Here is a 19,549-nt window from a genome sequence, read left to right as displayed (position 1 = left end):
GGTGACGGCGAGTCTTCCCCTTATGTGAAGCGCTGGGCATGGTTGAGCACGGGGGTCGCGCTCTCACTGACCCTCATCCTGTTGATGTTCGTCGGCGGCGAGCCGGAACAGACCACACAGGAGTCCTCGCCGTTACCCATGGCCCCGCGCCTGCCGTCGCCGAAGAACACCGGTCCCACGCCGACGGTCCCGGCCGGATCGGGCAACCAGCCGTGGATGCGCAAGCTCGCGCCGGGTGAGAAGCCGCCGCAGTTCGTGCTGTTCTCGTTCGACGGCGCCGCGTCGAAGGAACACTGGGATCGCGTGCTGCCGCTGACGAAGCGGAAGGGCGCGCACGTCACCGGTCTGCTGTCCGGTGTGTACCTCGTCGCGGACCAGGACGCCAACGACTACACCGGTCCCGGCCATCAGCGCGGTTACTCGTCCATCGGGTTCGGCGGGTCGCGGCAGGACGTCGCGAACCGCATCAAGTACCTCAACGACGTGATCGCCGACGGGCACGAGATCGGCACGCACTACAACGGCCACTACTGCACCGGCGACGAGCCCTCGGTCGGACGCTGGCAGACCGCGGACTGGAACGCCGAGCTCGACTCGTTCCGCCGCATCCTCGACAAGGCGCGCGCCGCGGGGCTGAACCTGCCGCCGGACGCCGTGCGCGGCGGCAGAACGCCGTGCCTGGAAGGCGACTGGAAGCAGGCGTTCCCGGCGATGCTCGGCCACGGCCTGGCCTACGACACGAGCCACGTGAGCCTCGGCGTCCAGTGGCCGTCCGTTGTGGACGGAATGTGGGAGTTCCCCATGCCCGAGGTGAGAGTGCCCGCACTGGGCAAGCAGGTCGTGATGATGGACTTCAACCTCTGGTACGCGCTCAACGGCGCCAAGGACGACAACGCGCGCACGGCCGAGTTCACGCAGATCGTCGTCGACACCTACCGGTCGGTGTACACGGCGGCGCTCAACGGAAACCGCGCGCCGATCGTGATCGGCAACCACTTCAACGAGTGGGCGGGCGGGGCGTTCTCCACCGCGGTGGAGCAGTACATGGACGAGGTGTGCGGCAAGCCGGAGACGGTCTGCGCCACCTACACCGAGGTGATTCAGTGGATGCAGCTGCAGGATCCGGCGGTACTGGAACAGTTCCGCCGGATGCCCGCAGCACGCAACTAGCGCAGATCAGCCGTCAGTCGACAGGATCCGGTCGTCCGTGGCACCGGGCGAACCGTTGTTGTCCTGGTTGGACGTTCCGAGCCACAGGGTTCCGTCCGGGGCAGGGGCGACCGCACGGACCCGGCCGTAGCCGGTGAAGACGGACTGCGGGTTGCCGAGCGAGGCGCCGTTCACCGGCACCTTCCACACCCGCTTGCCGGTGACCGCGCCGATGTACAGCGCGCCCTTGTAGAAACCGATGCCGGCCGGGCCGGCCTCCTTGTTGCTCCACGACTTCACGGGGTTCGTGTAGCCGGGCGTGTTGCACGGGCCCTCACAGTTGGGCCAGCCGTAGTTCTTGCCCGCCTCGATCTTGTTCAGCTCGTCGGTCTTGGCGTCGCCGAACTCCGTGGCGTACGCGGTGGTGCCGACCCACGTGATGCCCTGGACGTTGCGGTGACCGTAGGAGTAGACCAGCGAGTTGAACGGGTTGCCCGGCGCGGCCTTTCCGTTGGTGTCGAAGCGAAGGATCTTGCCGCCGAGCGAGTTCTTGTTCTGCGCGTTGGCCTTGTTCTGGCCGTCACCGGTGGTGGCGTACAGGAAGCCGTCCGGACCGAACTCGAGACCGCCGCCGTTGTGGTAGCGGTTCCTCGGGATTCCGGTCACGATCGGCTGCGCCGGGCTGCCCAGCTTCTTCTTGGCGATGCGGTTGTCGCTACCGGTCGAGTAGTAGATGAACACCGTGTTGTCGGTCGCGAACGTCTTCGACAACGCGAGCCCGAGCAGGCCGCCCTCACCGCCCGTCGTCGAGGCTTCCGAGACGGTGTCGAGGGTGGTGATCGTCGTACCCTTGATCTTCTTGATCTTCCGGGTGTCCCGCTCGGTGAAGATACCGCTGCCGTCGGGTGCGAACTCGATGTCCCAGGGGATATCGAGCTTGGTGGCGATGGTCCGCACGGCCTGCGCCGAAGGTCCGTCCTGTGCGACGGCCGGCCCAACGCCGAATGACACAACAGCCGCGGCGCCGAGGGCCGCGACCGCGAATCGGCGAGCACGCATGTGCTCTCCTCCAGGTCCGCTCGTTTGGCGGCGGCGGATCGGGGCGTAGCGATGCAATCACAGAACGCAGTGGTACACAACAGTCATCGGAGGGGTGCGGCGCTCCGCGCCTACGAGCGGTCGAGACGCGGAGCGCCGCGGGCTACGGTCAGTTACCGTCGGCGATGTAGATTCCGCCCGGCGTGACTACCCACAGTGAGTTGTCCGGGCCGTCTTCCTCAGCGCGCGTCCGGCCGAGGTTCGTGTAGATCTTGCCGCCGTTTCCGCTGGTGTCCAGTTTGTACGTACCGCCCTTGAGCGATGCCATGTACAGCTTGCCGTTGAACGACGCGAGGCCGCTCGGCGTCGCCGACGACGTCGGCCACTGCTTCACCGGGTTGACGAAGTTCGGGTTGCTGCACGAACCCTCACACGTCGGCCAGCCGTAGTTCTTGCCGGCCTCGATCTTGTTCAGCTCGTCGACCTTGCTGGCACCGATGTCCGACACGTAGAGCGTGCTGCCGACCCAGGCCAGGCCCTGCACGTTGCGGTGGCCGTAGGAGTAGACCAGCGAGTTGAACGGGTTGCCCGGCGCGGGCTTGCCGTCCTTGGTCATGCGCAGCACCTTGCCGCCCAAGGAACTCTTGTTCTGGGCGTTGCCGCCGTTCTGACCGTCACCGGTGCCGGCGTACAGGAAGCCGTCCGGTCCGAACTCGAGCCGGCCGCCGTGGTGGAACTGCGAGCCGCGCGGGATGCCGGTCACGATCGGCTGCGGCGTCGAGCTGCCGTACGGGAGCTTCGCGATCCGGTTGTCGCTCCCGGTCGTGTAGTAGATGAACAGGGTCTTGTCGGTCGCGAAGTCCGGCGACACGGCGATCCCCAGCAGGCCGGCCTCCTTGGTCACGCTGACCCCGGGAATGTCCGCGATCTTGGTGACCTTGCCGTCCTTCGTGATCGTGCTGACCGTCTTGGCGTCCTTCTGCGTGAAGACACCGGTCCCGTCAGGCAGGAAGTCCAGACCCCAGGCTTGCTTCAGTCCGCTGGCGATCTGCTTGATGGCCATCGGCTCGACGTCATCGCCGGCGGCCAGGGCCGTCGGTCCCACGAAGGTGCCGACCGCCAGCGCCAGGACGCTTGCGAACGCAGTACGACGAGCACCCATGTGCTCACCCTCCAACTCCGCGTCGTTGCGGCGGCGAAGCGCTCGTAACGAAAGTTCATGACTTACGTCACAAGAGGGGCAATCCCGACTCAAGCACAGAGCGTAGTTGCGGACGTACCACCCAAAGGGTTAAGCATCCGATGACTTTAGGTAACTTTATGTACGGTCTAGCGCAGCGAAGGTTAGAGGACCTAACGTGTTGCTTGCCGCCGCGCCCCACGGAGTACTGAGGGCTGCCCAATGAGCAGTCCTGCACACGACCCGAGGAGTTGCGCAATGCCAGTTACCGAGACGGTCACCGAGAAGCGTGTCTGGGTGAAGCCCGACTTCCGTGACTTCGACACTCCTATGGAGGTCACGGCTTACGCCGCGCGCAGCTGACGTGAGCACGTAGCCGGGGTCCCCGAACCGAAGAGGGGACCCCGGTTCAGACCTTCCCTGCCGAGGAGTCCGCCATGACCCTTGCAGCTCCGGACGACTTCGTCGCCGAACTGCGCGCCCTTGCCCCCCGGTACTGGGACAGCCACCCGTTCCACCTGAGGATGCACGAGGGCAGCCTCAGCAAGCACGAACTGCAGGCGTGGGCCGCGAACCGCTGGTACTACCAGCGTTGCATCGCCCAGAAGGACGCCGCGATCCTCTCCAACTGCCCGCTGCCGGACGTCCGAAGGCAGTGGCGCGAACGGATCATCTGGCACGACGGCACCCAACCCGGCGAGGGTGGTGCGGAGAACTGGCTCCGTCTCGCCGAGGCCGTCGGACTGACCCGCGAAGAGGTGCTCGACGAGCGGCACGTGTTGCCCGGCACCAGGTTCGCGGTCGACGCCTACGTCACCTTCGCCCGCACCAAGCCCTGGGTCGAGGCGGTCGCCTCCGGCCTGACCGAGATGTTCTCCGGTGCGTTGATGCGCAAGCGGCTCGCGGCACTGCGGGAGCAGTACCCGTGGATCGCCGAGGAGGGCTTCGCCTACTTCACCTCGCGCATCAAGGCCGTCGCCGGCGAAGGAAAGTCCACATTGGACCTGGTCGTCGAGCACTGCGTCACAAGAGAGCAGCAGGAGAAGGCGATCGCCGCGCTGTCGTTCAAGTGCGACGTGCTGCGCGCGGTCCTCGACGCCGTCGACTACTACTCGGGCAAGGGCAAACCGTGAGCTCACTGCAGGCCGTTCCCCGGATCCGGCGAGGTGTGAAATGCACCTTCGACCAGATCCGGGGCAGCCACGTCGTGCTGTTCCCCGAAGGCGTGCTCGTGCTCAACGAGACCGCCGCGTCCGTGGTGAACCTGTGCGACGGCAAGACGACCGTCGGCGACATCGCTTTGCGCCTGGCGGAGGAATTCGACGGCGTCGAGCCGGCCGACGTGGCGGAACTCGTCGAGCGGCTCGTCGCCCGAAGGGTGGTCGACATCGATGTCACCGACGGCTGAGGCCCCGTTCGGACTGCTCGCCGAGCTGACCCACCGGTGCCCGCTGCAGTGCGGGTACTGCTCGAACCCCCTCGAACTCGTGCACCGCGAGGCCGAGCTGTCCACGGAGGACTGGCGCCGCGTGTTCGACCAGGCGCGCTCGCTCGGCGCGCTGCAGATCCACCTGTCCGGCGGGGAGCCGCTGGCGCGCAAGGACCTGCCCGAGCTCGTCACACATGCCAACAGCCTCGGCTGCTACGTGAACCTGGTGACCTCCGGCGTCGGCCTGTCGCGGGAACGGCTGCACGACCTCGCCGAACGCGGCGTCGACCACGTACAGCTCTCGCTGCAGGACGCCACCCGCGAGGGCAACGACCGCATCGCGGGCATCAAGGCGTTCGACCGCAAGATCGAGGCGGCCGCGTACGTCCGCGAGGAGGGCCTGCCGTTGACCGTCAACACGGTCCTGCACCGGCAGAACCTCGACAACATCGCCGGCGTCATCGCGATGGCCGAGGAGATGGGCGCGGAACGGCTGGAGCTCGCCAACACCCAGTACTACGGCTGGGCGCTGCGCAACCGCGCGGTCCTGTTGCCCACCAAGGAACAGCTGGCGCACGCCGACCCGATCGTGCACGCCGCCCAGGAGCGGCTGCGCGGCCGGATGGAGATCGTCTATGTCATCGCCGACTACCACGAGGCGCACCCGAAGCCGTGCATGTACGGCTGGGGCGCGCGGCAGCTGACCGTCGCCCCGAACGGCGACGTGCTGCCCTGCCCGGCGGCGACCGTGATCACTTCGCTCAAGATCGAGAACGTGCGGGACTCCTCGTTGCACGACATCTGGTACCACTCCGAGTCGTTCAACGCGTTCCGCGGCTTCGAGTGGATGCGCGATCCGTGCCGGAGCTGCCCGCGCAAGGAGATCGACTTCGGTGGCTGCCGCTGCCAGGCCTTCCAGCTGACCGGTGACGCGGCGAACACCGACCCGGTGTGCTCGTTGTCCCCCAACCGGTCCAAGGTGGATCTGATCCTGGAGACCGAGATGACACCCGAGGTCGTGCCCGCCATGGCGATGCGGAGGATCGGCGGGTGAAGGCGGTTCTCCTCGGCACCACGGCCGGCGGCGGATACCGCTGCCAGTCGTTACAACTGACCGCGAACACCGACCCCGTGCGCCCGTTGTCCCCCAAGGTGGATCTGATCCTGGAGACCGAGATGACCCCCGAGATCGTGCCCGCGATGGCGATGCGGAGGATCGGCGGGTGAAGGCGATTCTGCTCGGCACCACGGCCGGCGGCGGCTTCCCCCAGTGGAACTGCGCGTGCGCGATGTGCGCGGGTGTCCACTCCGGACGGTTGGCGCCGCGGTCGCAGGACTGCCTCGCGGTCAGCGGCAACGGCACGGACTGGTGGCTCGTCAACGCCTCCCCCGACATCCGCACGCAGATCACGTCGACCCCGCTGCTCACCCCCGGACCGGGCCCGCGCGACACCCCGTTGCGCGGCGCGCTGTTCACCGACGCCGAGCTGGACCACACGCTCGGCCTGCTGACGCTGCGCGGCGGCGCGGACCTCACCGTGTACGCGCCGGCGACCGTGCGGCACGCGCTGAGCGAGTCGTTCGACCTGAAGTCCGTGCTGGACGGCTACTCGCCCTGGGCCTGGCGGCAGGTCGACCCGGAACAACCGTTCGAGCTCACCGGCGGACTGACCGTCACGGCGATCCCGATCAGCGGCAAGCGTCCGAAGTACACCCGTAATTCGGAGATCGGCGGCCACTGGGTGGTCGCGTACCGGATCGAGGACCCGGCGACCGGCGGCGTGCTGGTGTACGCGCCCTGCCTCGCATCGTGGCCGGCGGGTTTCGACGACGTCGTCGCCGGGGCGGACTGCGTGCTGCTCGACGGCACGTTCTACGCGGCGTCCGAAATGGGCTCGGCGACCGGCAGCTCGTCCGGCCAGGCCGCGATGGGCCACCTGCCGATCACGCTGAGCCTGCCGGAGCTGCGGCGGCATCCGCACGTGCGGCGGATCTACACCCACCTGAACAACACGAACCCGGTGCTCGACCCCGAGTCGGCCGAGTCGGCGAAGCTCCGCGAAGCGGGCGTCGAAGTGCCGCCGGACGGCACCGTCATCGAGCTATAACGTCTTAACTCTCCGTGACAATCGGGCTTATACAACGGCCTGAAGACCGTGAACAGGGCACAAAGTCCCATTAACAGTCCTCTGACGAATAGGCCGAACAGCCCAGCTCAGACGGTTGTAGTGAACTGACGACCACCCTAAGTGTTAATTTGCAACAAGTCGGTCACAGCCTTCTCGCTGGTCACACCCGGTGATAACACGCGCGTCCCTCACGTCGAATCACGAACCAATCGAGTTCGACGAGGAGGGGGATCAGCGGCATGACGAACGAAGCGCGTCCGCTTTCCCGACGCACGTTGTTGGCCGCCGCTTTGGGGGGTGCCGCTGCCGGTGTCGTCGGCCAGAGCCTGTTCGCGAGCCCCGCGCTCGCCGCGGCCGGCCGCAAGACGTTGCTGATCGGTAGCGTTGATCATTTCGGAGGCGGGTTCCTCCAGCTGGCCGACCCCGGTTTCACGGGCACGCCGGCGTCGGTCGCCCTGAGCGGCCAGCCCAACGGCATCACGAGCACCGCGGACGGCCGCAGCGCCTACGTGGCTCAGCAGTTCGGCCCCGGCCTGAGCGTCGTCGACGTCGCGGCCGGCAAGGTCACCGCCGAGTTCGAGGTCGGCGGGTTCGCGACCGCGCCGGTCCTCTCGCCCGACGGCAAGCTGGTCTACGTCGCGACCGGCTCCAGCGCGGCGGGTGGATCCCGCGGGCACGTCGTCGTGGTCGACGCCGCGTCCGGCGAGGTGCGCGCCCGGATCGAGGCCGGCCTGCTGCCCCAGCGGCTCGCCATCACGCCGGACGGCACCCGCCTGTTCGTCGCGGACGAGCGCGCCAAGGGCATCTCGGTGATCGACACGGCCAGGAACGAGGTCGCCGGGACCATCAAGACCGAGCAGACGCCGCTGTTCCTCGCGGTGGACGACAAGGGATCCAGGCTCTTCGCGGCGGCGCCGCGCGAGCTGGTCACCTACGACCTGCGCAACGGCAACGCCGGCGGCAAGACCGACCTGCCGGGCCGCCCCGGCGGTCTCGCGCTGCACCCCGGCCAGGTGCTGGCGGTCGTCAGCCTCTACACGGGCAACAGCAAGCCCGCCGTGCTCGCCACGGTGAACGTGCAGGCGAACCGGATCGTCACCCAGTCCGACAACGCCCGCGCGAACGGCCCGCTGACGCTCAGCAAGGACGGCGCGCGCACCTACGTGATCGACAAGGAGAACCGCAAGACCACCTCCGCGGACACCTCGACCGGCAAGCCGGACAACGCCCTGTCGACCCCCGACTCGTACAAGCCGACCTGCGTCGCGTACGTCGAGACCGCCTGAACCGCCGGAGGAACCAGCGATGCCCATCTCCATGGCCGTCAAGACCTTGGACTACACCCCGACCGCGCCGCCCTACCCCAGCCTGTGGATGGGCGGGTACGCCGGCTCGCCGCGTGGCAACCAGGGCCAGGTGGACCGCAGGCTGCGCGCCCAGTGCGTCGTGTTCGACGACGGCGCCGGCGTGAAGGTGCTGCTGCGCGTCGACGTCGTCAGCATCCCCGCATACGTGCACCAGGCGATCAGATCCCAGGTGTTGTCCCTGGTGGGCAACAACACCGCGAACTTCATGATGATCGCGAGCCACACCCACTCCGGGCCGATGATCGGCACCACGCGGCCCGAGCCGTACATCATGATGGGCCTGACGCCCGCGGACATCAACGCGATCGAAGGCACCACCACCGTCTTCGTCAACCAGCTGGTGCAGCTCGTCCAGCAGACCGTCGCGCTGGGCCGCACGCCGGTCACGCTGTGGTACAAGACGGGCACCACGACCATCGGGTACAACCGCGCGGAAGCCGGCACCGTGCTCAGCACCGTGTCCGCCCTGCTCGCGCGGAAGTCCAGCGACAACAGCCCGTTCGCCGTGCTGTTCGGCTACGCGTGCCACCCCGTGTCCAGGGGCAACGACCGCGTGTTCTGCAGCGACTACCCCGGTGCCGCGACGGACACGATCACCTCGGCGCTCGGCGTGCCCGCGTTGTTCTTCCAGGGCACCGCGGGCGACCAGGAGCCGAACGACCCGCACCAGCCCAGCCAGGTCACGACCCTCGGCGCGCAACTGGGCAACAAGGTCGTCAACATGGTCAACACGACCGGCTGGACCGCGGTCACCGGACCGTTCAGCACCGGCTTCACCGAGGTCAAGCTGCCGCTGATGGTCGACCTCGGCGACCCGGCCGCGGTGATCCAGACCCGCGACAAGTACTCGGCGCGGCTCGACACGTACCCGCCGGACGACACCGCGTACCGGCACGCCGCGGTGATGGTCCAGCAACTGCAGGGCGTGGGCGTGCCGCGCTGGATGAACATGCCGATCCAGCGCTGGCACATGGGCGGCCTGACCGTCCTCGCGCTCGGCCACGAGGTGCTCAGCCGGTACGAGGTGGCGCTCAAGGCCGCGTTCGCGGGGAACCTGTGGGTCATGGCCTACGCCAACGAGTGCGAGGGCTACGTGGCGGGCAACGACACCCTGAAGGCCGGCGAGACCAAGCACTTCGGCTACGAGGCGGGCTGGACCGACGACAACACGATGTCCGGCCCCGGCACCTGGACCTCGTTCTACGCCTACGCCTGCCCGCTGGCGTACTCGGCGGCCGGCGCCGTCGCCGGCACGACCGAGAAGACCCTCCTGGACGCCGCCACGGCCCTGTTGAACAGCTGAACGGATGTGAGACATGCCAGCACCAAGCACGACCTTGAGCGCTCGGTACGGCCTCGCTCCGGTCTATCCGTGTGACACGGCGGGCGACCTGTACCTGTTCGAGCACAGCACTCCCACCACCGGCACGTTCGCGTGGGGCGAGGCGTACCAGATCGGCGCCGGCTGGCAGGGCCGCGTGCTCGCGGGCCCCAGCGGCTACATGTTCAGCATCACCACCGGCGGTGAGCTGAGGCTGCTGCACTTCAACGGCGCCTACTGGGACCTGTTCAACGGCAACGAGTACGCGGTGCTCGGCCAGGGCTGGTCCCACACCGCGGCGAGCACCCGGTACCGGATCTCCGTCGACGAGGACGGAGTTCTGTACACATTGGACACTTCAGGTAACCTGAAGGCGCACTACTACAACTTCGCGACCAAACAGTGGGCGGTACAGGGCGCACTGCTGGACACGGGACTGACGCAGTACAACGCGATCATCGCGACCAGCCGTGGCGTCGTGTACGCGCGCACCACGGCCGGCACGGTGTTCCGCTACTACATCGACTGGTGGACCACCGCGACGGCGACGTGGGTGCGGCCCACGACCCAGGTCACCACAGGCTGGCAGAACCTGAAGAACTTCAGCTCGCCCGGCGGGGAGGTCTTCTATGCGGTGAACTCCTCGAACGGCAACCTGCTCTGGTACAGCTACAACCCGGTGACGAAGGCGTGGAAGTCCGCCTCGGGCAAGATCATCGGCAGTGGGTGGAACAGCGAGCAGGACGTCGTCGTGCAGTCCAACGCGTGCAGCCGCTTCCCGTGGGCGACCGCCTGCCAGTCGACCGGCCCGAAGGATGGCGGGGCGGTGATCACCCGGTTGAACCAGGTGAAGAAGAACTAGCCCTGCATCCATCTCCGCCCCTCGGTGTACTCGCCGAGGGGCGCCGCCACGTTGACGAACAGTTCGGGGAGCGAAGACAGACATGCCAGGACCCAGCACGACACTGACAGCCCGCTACAGCGTCGCGCCGTTGTACCCGGTGCACACGGACGGCCGGCTGTGGTTGTTCGAGCACAAGAAGCCCACGACCGGTGACTTCACCTGGGGCAAGAACTACCAGGTGGGCAACGGCTGGCAGGGGCGCGTGCTCGCGGGCCCCAGCGGCTACATGTTCTGCATCACCACCGGTGGTGAACTGAGGCTGTTGCACTACAACGGCGCCAAGTGGGACCCGATCGGCGGCAGCGGCTACGCGGTGATCGGCCAGGGCTGGTCCTACTCGTCCGCGTCGACCCGCAACCGGATCTCGGTGGACGAGGACGGCGTGATCTACACGCTGGAGCCGAACGGCGAGCTGAAGGCGTGGTACTACGACTTCGGCACCAACCAGTGGGCCGTGCTCGGCGCGCTGCTCGACACCGGGTTCACGCAGTACAACGCCATCGTCGCGACCAGCCGTGGCGTCGTGTACGCCCGGAACGCGGCCGGCACGGTGTACCGCTACCACATCGACTGGTGGACCAACGCGACGGCGACGTGGGTCCAGCCGACGACGCAGGTCACCACCGGCTGGCAGAACCTGAAGAACCTCAGCTCGCCCGGCGGCGAGGTGTTCTACGCCGTCGACCAGACCAGCGGCAACCTGCTCTGGTTCGCCTACAACCCGGTCACCGCGACCTGGGTCTCCCCGGCGGGCAAGATCATCGGGTACGGCTGGAACAACGAGCAGGACATCGTGGCGCAGTCGAACGCCTGCAGCCGCTTCGACTGGGCGACCGCCTGCCAGTCGACCGGCCCGAAGGACGGCGGCGCGGTCATCACCCGGTTGAACCAGGTGAAGAAGAACTGAGAACGGGTATCTCTGTGCGGTGACGTCATTGAGCACCGCACTCTCCGCCCAGCTGGAACAGCAACGCGCCGCGCTCCGCCGAGGGGCGTGGCGCGTCGGCTGGAAAGTCGGTGCGGGCCAACGGGAACGGATCGGCGACGGGATCGTCGTCGGGCACCTGACCTCGGAGAGCCAGCTCTCGCCCGGCCAGACCTACGTGCCGCGCGACGGCGAGGAGCTGCACGCCGACGCGGAGATCGCCGTGACCGTGGGCCCGGACCTTGCCTTCTCCCCCGCGTTGGAGATCGTCGACCTGAGCGGGACCGACGAGGCGCCGCAGATCGTGGCGGACAACGTGTTCCACCGCGCGTTCGCGCTCGGGGCTCCGGCGGAGCAGGTCGCGGATACGGTGCGCCTACTGGTGAACGGCGAGGTGCGGGCCAGTGCGCCGATTCCTTCCGACGTGCTGGACCGGGTCACGTCCGTCGGGCGGATCCTCGAGTCCGTCGGGGAACGCCTGCAGGAGGGCGACCTGGTGATCACCGGTGCCGTGGTGCAGGTCCCGGTGCGCCGCGGTGACGTGGTGACCGCCGACTTCGGCGCGCTGGGTCAGGTCACTCTGACCGTCGCAGCCGCACCTTCGTGATCGCGTGGTGGTCGACCTCCAGCACCTCGACCGACCAGCCGTCCACGGCGACCTCGTCTCCCGGTTCCTCGGGGATCCGGCCGAGCATGGCCAGGACCAGCCCGGCGACCGTGGTGAAGTCCACGTCGGGCACCTCGGTCAGCTCGACGCCGATGTCGGACAGGTCGTGCATCGGGAACGTGCCGGGCAGCACCATCGAGCCGTCGCGTTCCCGCCGCAGGCTGATGATGTCGCGGTCGGTCTCGTCGTAGATCTCGCCGACGACCTCCTCGAGCAGGTCCTCCATAGTGACGACACCTTCGACCGCGCCGTGCTCGTCGACGACGAGCGCGAACTGCTCGCGTTCGGCCTTGAACCTGCGCAGGGCGTCCGCGACGCGCAGCGAGTCCGGGAAGAGCACGGGCGGGCGGGACAGGTCGGCGAGGTTCGCGTCGTCGTCGAACAGGTCGCGGACGTGCACGATGCCGATCACGTCGTCGAGATGGCCGTCCCGCACGACGGGAGCGCGCGAGTGCCCGGTCTCGATGAGCGTGCGCCGCGCCTCGGGCACGGGCAGGTCCGTCTGCAGCGTGAACACCGCCCGGCGTGGCACGAAGACCTCGCGCAGGCGCCGTTCGTGGATCTCCAGCGCCCCGCTGATGATGATCCGCTGCTCGGCGTTGAGCCCGCGCTGGCTCGCGACGAGCTCGCGCAGCTCGTCCGGTGACATCTGCTCGGGGTCGGCGTTCGGGTTGCCGCCGAAGGTCCGCACGACGAGGTTCGTCGAGACGCTGAGCAGCCACACCGCGGGCCGCGAGACCGTGGACAGCAGGTCCAGCGGCTTCGCGACGATCTGCGCCCAGCGCAGCGCGTACTGCATGGCGAGCCGCTTCGGCGCCAGCTCGCCGAACACCAGCGTGACGAACGTGAGGACGACCGTGATGATCGCGACCGCCGTCGCGTCGGCCGCGGTGCCGAGGAAACCCAGCAACGGTTTGACCGGTTCCGCCAGCGAGACCGCGGCCGTCGCGCTGGCCAGGAAGCCGGCCAGCGTGATGCCGATCTGGATGGTCGCGAGGAACCGGTTCGGGTCGCGGGTCAGCCGGACCAGCGTGCGCTTGCCCTCGCGCTCCAGCTGGCGGATCTGCCCCTCCCGCAAGGAGATCAGGGCCATCTCGCTGCCCGCGAACACCGCGTTGAGCAGGATCAGCACACCGACGAGCGCGAGGTTGAACCCGTAACCCTCCATCCGCCGACGCTAGCGCGCACGTCTAGTTGAACGCGTTCAAATTCGGTGTTACCGTCGGTTCATGGGGGATGTCGGCAAGATCGTGATACCCGGCGGGTCCGGTCACATCGGTACTTTTCTGAGCAGGTCACTGGCCGCGCGCGGGCACGAGGTCGTCGTGCTCGGCCGCGGCTTCGAGGGAGTGCGTGACGGCGTCCGGCACGTGCGCTGGGACGGCCGGACGCCCGGCCCGTGGGCTGCCGAGATCGACGGCGCCGCCGCGGTCGTCAACCTGGCCGGGCGCAGCGTGAGCTGCCGGTACACCAAGAACAACCTCACCGAGATGATGGCGTCGCGGGTGGACTCGGCGCGGGCGGTCGGCGCGGCTCTGGCGCAGGCTTCCGCGCCGCCTCCGGTGTGGCTGCAGATGAGCACCGCGACCATCTACGCGCACCGCTTCGACCAGCCGAACGACGAGGCGACCGGCATGATCGGCGGCCACGAGCCGGACGTGCCGGGCTACTGGCGGTTCAGCGTGGACATCGCCACCGCGTGGGAACGGGCCATGTCGGACGCCGATCTTCCGGGTGTCCGCAAGGTCGCGCTGCGGACCGCGATCGTGATGGCGCCCGGCCGGGGCGGCGCGTTCGACGTGCTGCGCCGCATGGCCCGGCTCGGGCTCGGCGGACCGGCCGCCGGCGGCAGGCAGTACATGTCGTGGCTGCACTGGCTGGATTTCGTGCTTGCCGTGGAGTTCTTGCTGGAGAACGAGATCAGCGGTCCGGTCAACCTGGCGGCGCCGAATCCGTTGCCACAGCGCGACTTCGTCCGTGCGCTGCGCCGAGCGTGCGGCATGCCGTTCGGCCTGCCCGCCACCGCGTGGATGGCCTCGCTCGGCGCGTTCGCACTGCGCTCGGACCCCGAACTACTGCTGAAGAGCCGTTTCGTGGTGCCCGGCGTGCTGCTCGACGCGGGCTTCGAGTTTCAGTACCCGCGCTGGCCCGAGGCGGCCGCCGACCTCACGTGATCGCGCGCGGCCGCGCCCTTCCACTCGACGGTGAGGCCACCGCACCCCCCGACTGAACCAACGGTCATCGTCGCCCCCCAGTTCCGGTGACCCCACCGCCACCACATGTCTACCAGTCTACTGAACTAGAGTTGAGCCACGCTTGGTCCATTCACTCTAATGGCCGACAGTTTCTGGCGCCGATCCGTGCATCAGGAAACTTGTTCACTCCGCAAGCGGCGGTCCGACGATCGGGATGCGGTGCCGTTCACCCAGCTCGGCGACGGCCTGGAGGTCACCGCCCGCGGCGCTCACGTCGTGCACGAACCGCTCGAAGTCGCCGGCGGGCTCGGCCCCGCTCGGCACGGTGATCACGTAGATCCGCGCGTCCTCGACGACGCGGAACGAGTGCGGCCGCCCGGCGGGCAGGAACGCGGCGCCGCTGCCCTCGACCGTCGTCCGCGTGTCACCACAGGCGAAGTCGACCACCCCGCTCGTCACGAGGAACACCTCGTGCTCGGTCAGGTGGTGGTGCAGCGGCGGGGAGAAGTTCTTCCGAATCGTGCCGGCGTCGATGAGCGTGAGCGCGCCGCCCGTCGCCTCGGCCGGCAGCGTGAACTGGTTGGTCAGGCCGAGAAACGGCACCAAAGGCACGTCGCTCGTCGTCCGGATGAAGGGCCCCAGGTCAGTCATACCCGGTAGTGTTGCGCACCTGAAGCGAAGTCCTGGGGGAAACGTGGAACGAGCAGATCTTCAGAAGCAGTTGTGGGCGAAGCACGTCTGCGACCTCGCCCTGGCCGTGCGCCGCATGTGGGCGTCGATCGGCAACGACCTGGACGGGCTCGGTCAGTCCGCTGTGGACTGTCTGACGAACCTCACGAAGTCGGCCGACGGCACGCTGACCATCAAGGAGATCGCCGAGCTGGGCGACATCAGCCCCGAGACGGCCGCGCGGACCGTGACCGAGCTGGTGGACAGCAACCTCGTCGTGCGGGTCCTGCCCCGCGAGGGCGAGGACCGGCGCAGGCGCCGCGTCCAGATCACCGGCACCGCCCGTCAGATGATCATCGGCTACTACGCGCTGCAGCCGCACAACCTCGAGTGGTTCGACCAGTTCAGCGACGAGGAGCTGGCCATCGCGGCAAAGGTGTTCTCGGTCGTCACGCGGATCGCGCACGACCGCGCCTCGTCGATCCAGACGGGCCGTGGTTCCGACTCGGAGAACGACGTCGGCTAACCGGCGTCCCGGTTGGTCGCCCGCGGTTGCTCGCGGTCGCTCTGAATGGCGTCCGCCCGGTCGTGCGCGATCTCGGTGACGACGCCGAACACCCTGGCGGCGATCTCCAGCTCCTCCGCGCTGAACTGCCCGAACAACTTGAGTTGATGCTCGGGCTGCAGCTCGTAGTAGTGCCCGACCAGGTCGCGCGTCTCGTCGGTGATCCGCACGCGCCGGAACCGCCGGTCCTTGTCGTCCTCGCGCGGCAGCACGCGCACCACCAGCCCGCGTTCGACGAGCTGCGTCACGATGCGGCTCGCCGTCGCGGTGGTGACGTCGCTGAGCTTCGCGAGCTCGGTGATCGACAGCGTGCCGTCCGGCGCGCCCGCGAGGTTGGTCAGGCAGTCGACCGCCGACTGCGGCAGCCCGTCCAGGTCGTTGCCGATCGACGACAGCATGCGTTGCACGGCCACCGCCAGCTGCCGCGCGTTCTGCCAGCCGATGGCGTTCTCGATGGGGCGCTCGGGCTCCTCGACCGGATCGGCCAGGTACTCCAGCGGCACGTTGAAGAACCGCGCCAGGCCGTCCCTGAGACGGGCGGAGGGGTTGTCCTGCTTGCCGCTGCGCAGGTTCGCGATCTGCGTCGGCGTGACCTTGATGCCCATGGCCGCCAGCGCGTCCGCCACCTCGGTGTTGCGGTACTCGCGCTCCGGGCTGGGCCGGACGACCTCGAACAGGTCGGTGAGCTTCTGGGCGAGGGATGGATGTGTCATCGCCTCTCCCTCCCCCGGATCGGCGCGATTCTAGCGCCTAGCCGCGCGGGGCGTACATGATCAGACCTACCCCGACCAGGCACACCACGGCGCCGACGTAGTCCCAGCGGTCCGGCCGGAAGCCGTCGACGAGCACGCCCCACGCGAGCGAGCCGGCCACGAAGACGCCCCCGTAGGCGGCGAGGATGCGGCCGAAGTGCGGGTCCGGCTGGAAGGTCGCCACGAACCCGTAGGCGCCGAGCGCGAGGACGCCGGCCGCGATCCACAGCAGTCCCCTGTGCTCGCGGAACCCCTGCCACACGAGCCAGGCGCCGCCGATCTCCGCCAGCGCGGCGAGCACGAACAGGAGTACCGAGCGCAGGATCATGCGCACATGACACCAGCCGTGCTCTTCCTGTGCGTGCACAACGCCGGCCGGTCGCAGATGGCGATGGGCTTCTTCCGCCACCTCGCGGGCGATCGCGCCGTGGCGCTCTCCGGCGGTTCGGCGCGGAAGTGGACCGACGACACGCTTCGCGCTACCGATGTCGTGGTCACCATGGGGTGCGGCGACACGTGCCCGGTGTTGCCCGGCAAGGGCTAGGTGGACTGGGAGCTCGATGATCCGGCGAGCCGTGGCGTCGAGGCGGTCCGCCCGATCCGTCGGTGACCGGTGAAACACATCGCCGGCCGCTGCACGAGCAGCGGCCGGCGATGGTGTCACTCCTATCCGGTCAGGAACCTTGCCTGGCGATGTTCCAATCCCAGGACGTCTCGTCAGGCTTGCAGCCCGGCTGCGTTCCGAGTGGATCCCCGTTGGGGTCGGGGTAGGAGTCGATCACCTGCGCGCTCCCGTCGTCCTCCTTGGAACAGTTCGCGATGGAGAGCAGTTCGATCTTTCCCTTGTGCGCGAGGCTCTGGATGTTCTGGATCGGTTTGTCATCGGCCATGAACCCGAACTCGGTCTCCCACAGCAGGGATGAGGACACGCCTGAGCAACCACCGAGGCGCACGGACGGGAACTCCGTGGCGCTGATACAGGAACCGCTGACGCGGTTCACGATCTTGTAGGTGTAGTGCGCCTTGGGCCCCTCGGCACTCCCCCTCATCTGGACCTTGATGAGGCGGAACGTCCAGTTGTCCGTGAACTGGTCGGTGCACGCCTTCTGGATCGCGTAGACCTTGCCGGACGCACCGGGCGGGCTCTCGGCCAGGCACCGTCCGCTGTTCTTGTTGATGATCTTGGCGATGTTGTTGTCACCCCAGTTGCCCGCCCCCGGTACGAACGCGACCGCGTCGAACGGGACCTCCCGGCCGTTGCCGTCGGCGTTCCAGTTGCTGAGCGAGACCTTGGGCTTGTCCGTGAACCTGAACGTGCCGAGCTCCACCCAGTTCAGCGGCGTCGGGGTGTACTCGTCGGGGTACGGAGCGGTCACCTGGAGTGGGCCGTCCGCCGTGTAAACCGTGTAGTCCAGCCGTCCCAGGGTCTTCTGCGATCGAGCGGGCTGATGCACCCACACCTTCATCGGCATCGTGAACGTACGGCCCGACGTCCAGGTGGCCGTCATCCTCAGCTTCTTGCCGTCGTCGTCGTCACCCCAGGCGTGGCTGAACCACATGTGGCCGCCGTAAGCGCTGGTGGCCTGGTGCAGGTCCATGCGCGCCGGTTCCTCGCCGTACGTGTCCTTGGCGAACTCGATGTTGAACGTGCCGTTGCGGTCGAGATCCGCCCGCAGGCACGTCGGGTGGTTCGCCCTGGTGTCGTCGAACGCCGGCTTGGTGTCGGCGTCGACGTCGTCCACCACGCTCGCGTCACCGGGCAGGTTCGCGCCGCCGCACGTCGGCTGCGAGCTGATGCCGTCGGCAGGCTCCACCTCGACGTCCGGGCGGCGGTACCGGAAGCTCTCGTAGGCGCACGACTCCTCGCAGTCCGGCTTCCACGTCGCCGAACCGTGCCACCAGCACTTCAGGTCGTACTGGCCCGCGGCGTTCGTGTGCCCGCACTTGCTGGGAGGTTCGCCGATCACATCGGGTGCGTTCGGCAGGTTCTTCCAGTTCTTGTCGCACTGGTTGTCCGCCTGCTTGCAGAAGGTGTCGATGTCAGGCTTGACGGCCCTCCTGCGGTACTCCGGGTTCCCCGGATCGGTGATGTCCAGTTCCGGGTCGCCGTTCCACGTCGCGGCGTTGAAGAACCGAACCTCGGTGGTCGCGTCCTCGAAGGTCGACGGCGGGTTCGCGGCGAAACCCATCACCTTCTCGGGGTAGGGCCACTGCTGTGGCCGGGCGAAGTCGGTCGGGTAACGCCCGAAGTCCTTCCGGTCCGCCGGGTACCGGGCGTTGGCGGGGTTGTTGCCCCAGCCGAGGCCGTAGGCGCCGTCCGACCCCGCCTCGCCGGGCTGGTGGTAACCGGAGTTGTAGGCCCAGACAGCGCCGAACCAGTTCTCCAGTCTGCTGGGGTCGTTGTTGTTCATCCGGACGCCGGCGTCCTGCAGTTCGTTCCACTTGTTCTGCAGGATCTGCAGACCCGCCGCGACGTTCGCCGCGTAGTCCGTGGCGATGATGACCTGCTGCCCGTAGGGACGTGCCTTCGGGTGGTCGCCCTCACGGCCGGCAAGCCGCATGCCGTCGGTCGTCTGCGACACGCCGTACCCGCAGTCGGCCTTGGCGAAGTTGACGATCCAGTCGTCGGCCGTGTTCCTGTTGTAGATGTCGTTGCCGTAGAAGTTGCCGACCAGCGGGTTGGCGTACTCACCGGGCAGCACGAGCCTGCTGGCCTGCCAGAGGTTCGACTCCTGACCGAGGACGCCGAGCAGGACCTGGACCGGGACCCGGCCACCGCCCCTGAGCGGGAGCGACTCGAGCATCCCCGGCTTCTGCAGGTTGTAGGAGAAGTCCAGGCCGTTGTTGTGCCAGCCCGCGGGCCGCACCACCTTGTCCTCCAGCAGACCGTAGACCGCCCAGTTCGCCGCCCATTCGACCTGCTTGGGCTTGGGCTGGTAGACCTGCTTGCCCAGGTCGTTGCGCTTGATCGCGCAGGTGGCCGCCTCGTCGCTCATGTCCTGGTTGGCCGTCGCCTGCATGTCCGACTGCGTGCTCATGCCGGGCTCCGCGACACTTGCCTGCGGTGCCTGCTTCGGCGTTGCCGCGGGGTCGACGGTGAAGCCGACGTCCTTGCCGGTCTTGGTGCTCTTCGCCTTGATGTGCACCTTCTCGGCCTTGCCGGGCGTCTTCGAGAACACGCCCGGCGTGCCGCCGTCGGCCCGAGCCACCTCGGTCACCACAGCCTCGCCACGCAGCGACAGCTGGGCACCAGCGGGCA

20 protein-coding genes and 2 pseudogenes are annotated in these 19,549 nt (G+C 68.0%); 15 read left to right on the top strand and 7 right to left on the bottom strand.

Features of this window, described 5'->3' with window-relative positions:
* The first annotated feature begins 42 nt into the window (after positions 1-42).
* Entirely contained in the window at positions 43-1,170 is a 1,128-nt protein-coding gene (locus QSK35_RS38270; RefSeq protein WP_285752733.1) for a polysaccharide deacetylase family protein, read from the top strand.
* Between the two features lie 6 nt (positions 1,171-1,176).
* On the opposite strand, the gene QSK35_RS38265 is transcribed toward QSK35_RS38270, so the two are convergent.
* On the bottom strand, positions 1,177-2,208 hold the full coding sequence (locus tag QSK35_RS38265) for a PQQ-dependent sugar dehydrogenase (protein WP_285752731.1): 1,032 nt from the start codon (positions 2,206-2,208) through the stop codon (positions 1,177-1,179).
* A 148-nt stretch (positions 2,209-2,356) separates the two neighbouring features.
* Positions 2,357-3,349 carry a PQQ-dependent sugar dehydrogenase gene (locus QSK35_RS38260; protein ID WP_285752730.1) on the bottom strand — a complete coding sequence of 331 codons (993 nt, stop codon included), beginning with the start codon at positions 3,347-3,349 and terminating at the stop codon, positions 2,357-2,359.
* A gap of 276 nt (positions 3,350-3,625) precedes the next feature.
* On the opposite strand from QSK35_RS38260, the gene pqqA reads away from it, so the two are divergent.
* The 11 genes from pqqA (at position 3,626) to QSK35_RS38205 (ending at position 12,049) form a co-directional block, all read left to right on the top strand.
* Positions 3,626-3,730, top strand: coding sequence for a pyrroloquinoline quinone precursor peptide PqqA (gene pqqA / locus QSK35_RS38255; RefSeq protein ID WP_285752729.1), 105 nt, complete (start codon positions 3,626-3,628; stop codon positions 3,728-3,730).
* Between the two features lie 74 nt (positions 3,731-3,804).
* A complete protein-coding gene (gene pqqC, locus QSK35_RS38250) occupies positions 3,805-4,500 on the top strand; it encodes a pyrroloquinoline-quinone synthase PqqC (RefSeq protein ID WP_285752728.1) in 696 nt (231 codons plus the stop codon).
* Positions 4,497-4,775, top strand: coding sequence for a pyrroloquinoline quinone biosynthesis peptide chaperone PqqD (gene pqqD / locus QSK35_RS38245; RefSeq protein ID WP_285752725.1), 279 nt, complete (start codon positions 4,497-4,499; stop codon positions 4,773-4,775). Before pqqC ends, pqqD begins: the two co-directional genes overlap by 4 nt.
* Complete coding sequence (pqqE, locus tag QSK35_RS38240) at positions 4,759-5,850, top strand: pyrroloquinoline quinone biosynthesis protein PqqE (protein WP_285752724.1); 1,092 nt, start codon at positions 4,759-4,761, stop codon at positions 5,848-5,850. Before pqqD ends, pqqE begins: the two co-directional genes overlap by 17 nt.
* Positions 5,847-6,023 (top strand): SPASM domain-containing protein, encoded by a 177-nt coding sequence (locus tag QSK35_RS38235; protein WP_285752722.1) that lies wholly within the window; start codon positions 5,847-5,849, stop codon positions 6,021-6,023. The genes pqqE and QSK35_RS38235 overlap by 4 nt, the downstream gene beginning before the upstream one ends.
* On the top strand, positions 6,020-6,904 hold the full coding sequence (gene pqqB, locus QSK35_RS38230) for a pyrroloquinoline quinone biosynthesis protein PqqB (protein ID WP_285752720.1): 885 nt from the start codon (positions 6,020-6,022) through the stop codon (positions 6,902-6,904). The genes QSK35_RS38235 and pqqB overlap by 4 nt, the downstream gene beginning before the upstream one ends.
* Positions 6,905-7,164: 260 nt before the next feature.
* On the top strand, positions 7,165-8,211 hold the full coding sequence (locus tag QSK35_RS38225) for a YncE family protein (RefSeq protein ID WP_285752719.1): 1,047 nt from the start codon (positions 7,165-7,167) through the stop codon (positions 8,209-8,211).
* Between the two features lie 19 nt (positions 8,212-8,230).
* Entirely contained in the window at positions 8,231-9,595 is a 1,365-nt protein-coding gene (locus tag QSK35_RS38220; protein WP_285752718.1) for a hypothetical protein, read from the top strand.
* Between the two features lie 13 nt (positions 9,596-9,608).
* The gene (locus QSK35_RS38215) at positions 9,609-10,475 is read left to right on the top strand and encodes a tachylectin-related carbohydrate-binding protein (protein ID WP_285752716.1); all 867 of its coding nucleotides are present in this window, start codon (positions 9,609-9,611) and stop codon (positions 10,473-10,475) included.
* 82 nt (positions 10,476-10,557) lie between these two features.
* Positions 10,558-11,424, top strand: coding sequence for a tachylectin-related carbohydrate-binding protein (locus QSK35_RS38210; protein WP_285752714.1), 867 nt, complete (start codon positions 10,558-10,560; stop codon positions 11,422-11,424).
* A 28-nt stretch (positions 11,425-11,452) separates the two neighbouring features.
* Positions 11,453-12,049 carry a hypothetical protein gene (locus QSK35_RS38205; RefSeq protein WP_285752712.1) on the top strand — a complete coding sequence of 199 codons (597 nt, stop codon included), beginning with the start codon at positions 11,453-11,455 and terminating at the stop codon, positions 12,047-12,049.
* Here the strand turns inward: QSK35_RS38205 and QSK35_RS38200 are convergent.
* Entirely contained in the window at positions 12,018-13,277 is a 1,260-nt protein-coding gene (locus QSK35_RS38200; RefSeq protein ID WP_285752711.1) for a hemolysin family protein, read from the bottom strand. The genes QSK35_RS38205 and QSK35_RS38200 overlap by 32 nt on opposite strands.
* A 61-nt stretch (positions 13,278-13,338) precedes the next feature.
* On the opposite strand from QSK35_RS38200, the gene QSK35_RS38195 reads away from it, so the two are divergent.
* Entirely contained in the window at positions 13,339-14,283 is a 945-nt protein-coding gene (locus QSK35_RS38195; RefSeq protein ID WP_285752709.1) for an epimerase, read from the top strand.
* 204 nt (positions 14,284-14,487) lie between these two features.
* Here QSK35_RS38195 and QSK35_RS38190 read toward each other — a convergent pair whose 3' ends face one another.
* Positions 14,488-14,955, bottom strand: coding sequence for an AraC family ligand binding domain-containing protein (locus QSK35_RS38190; protein WP_285752707.1), 468 nt, complete (start codon positions 14,953-14,955; stop codon positions 14,488-14,490).
* Positions 14,956-14,998: 43 nt separating this feature from the next.
* Between QSK35_RS38190 and QSK35_RS38185 the strand changes: the two genes are divergently transcribed.
* Positions 14,999-15,499 carry a MarR family transcriptional regulator gene (locus tag QSK35_RS38185; protein WP_285752706.1) on the top strand — a complete coding sequence of 167 codons (501 nt, stop codon included), beginning with the start codon at positions 14,999-15,001 and terminating at the stop codon, positions 15,497-15,499.
* Here QSK35_RS38185 and QSK35_RS38180 read toward each other — a convergent pair.
* A complete protein-coding gene (locus QSK35_RS38180; protein WP_285752705.1) occupies positions 15,496-16,251 on the bottom strand; it encodes a MarR family winged helix-turn-helix transcriptional regulator in 756 nt (251 codons plus the stop codon). The two genes, QSK35_RS38185 and QSK35_RS38180, sit on opposite strands and share 4 nt — an antisense overlap.
* Before the next feature lie 37 nt (positions 16,252-16,288).
* A complete protein-coding gene (locus QSK35_RS38175; RefSeq protein WP_285752704.1) occupies positions 16,289-16,624 on the bottom strand; it encodes a YnfA family protein in 336 nt (111 codons plus the stop codon).
* On the opposite strand from QSK35_RS38175, the pseudogene QSK35_RS38170 reads away from it, so the two are divergent.
* Positions 16,625-16,900 (top strand): annotated as a pseudogene (locus QSK35_RS38170) (low molecular weight phosphatase family protein).
* A 64-nt stretch (positions 16,901-16,964) separates the two neighbouring features.
* Here the strand turns inward: QSK35_RS38170 and QSK35_RS38165 are convergent.
* Positions 16,965-19,549 (bottom strand): annotated as a pseudogene (locus tag QSK35_RS38165) (hypothetical protein); the annotation flags it as partial.

Source organism: Lentzea sp. NBRC 105346 (genome assembly GCF_030269605.1).
Lineage (GTDB): Bacteria > Actinomycetota > Actinomycetes > Mycobacteriales > Pseudonocardiaceae > Lentzea.
Note: the sequence above shows the minus strand (reverse complement) of the source record. Positions and strands in the feature narration are given on the sequence as shown.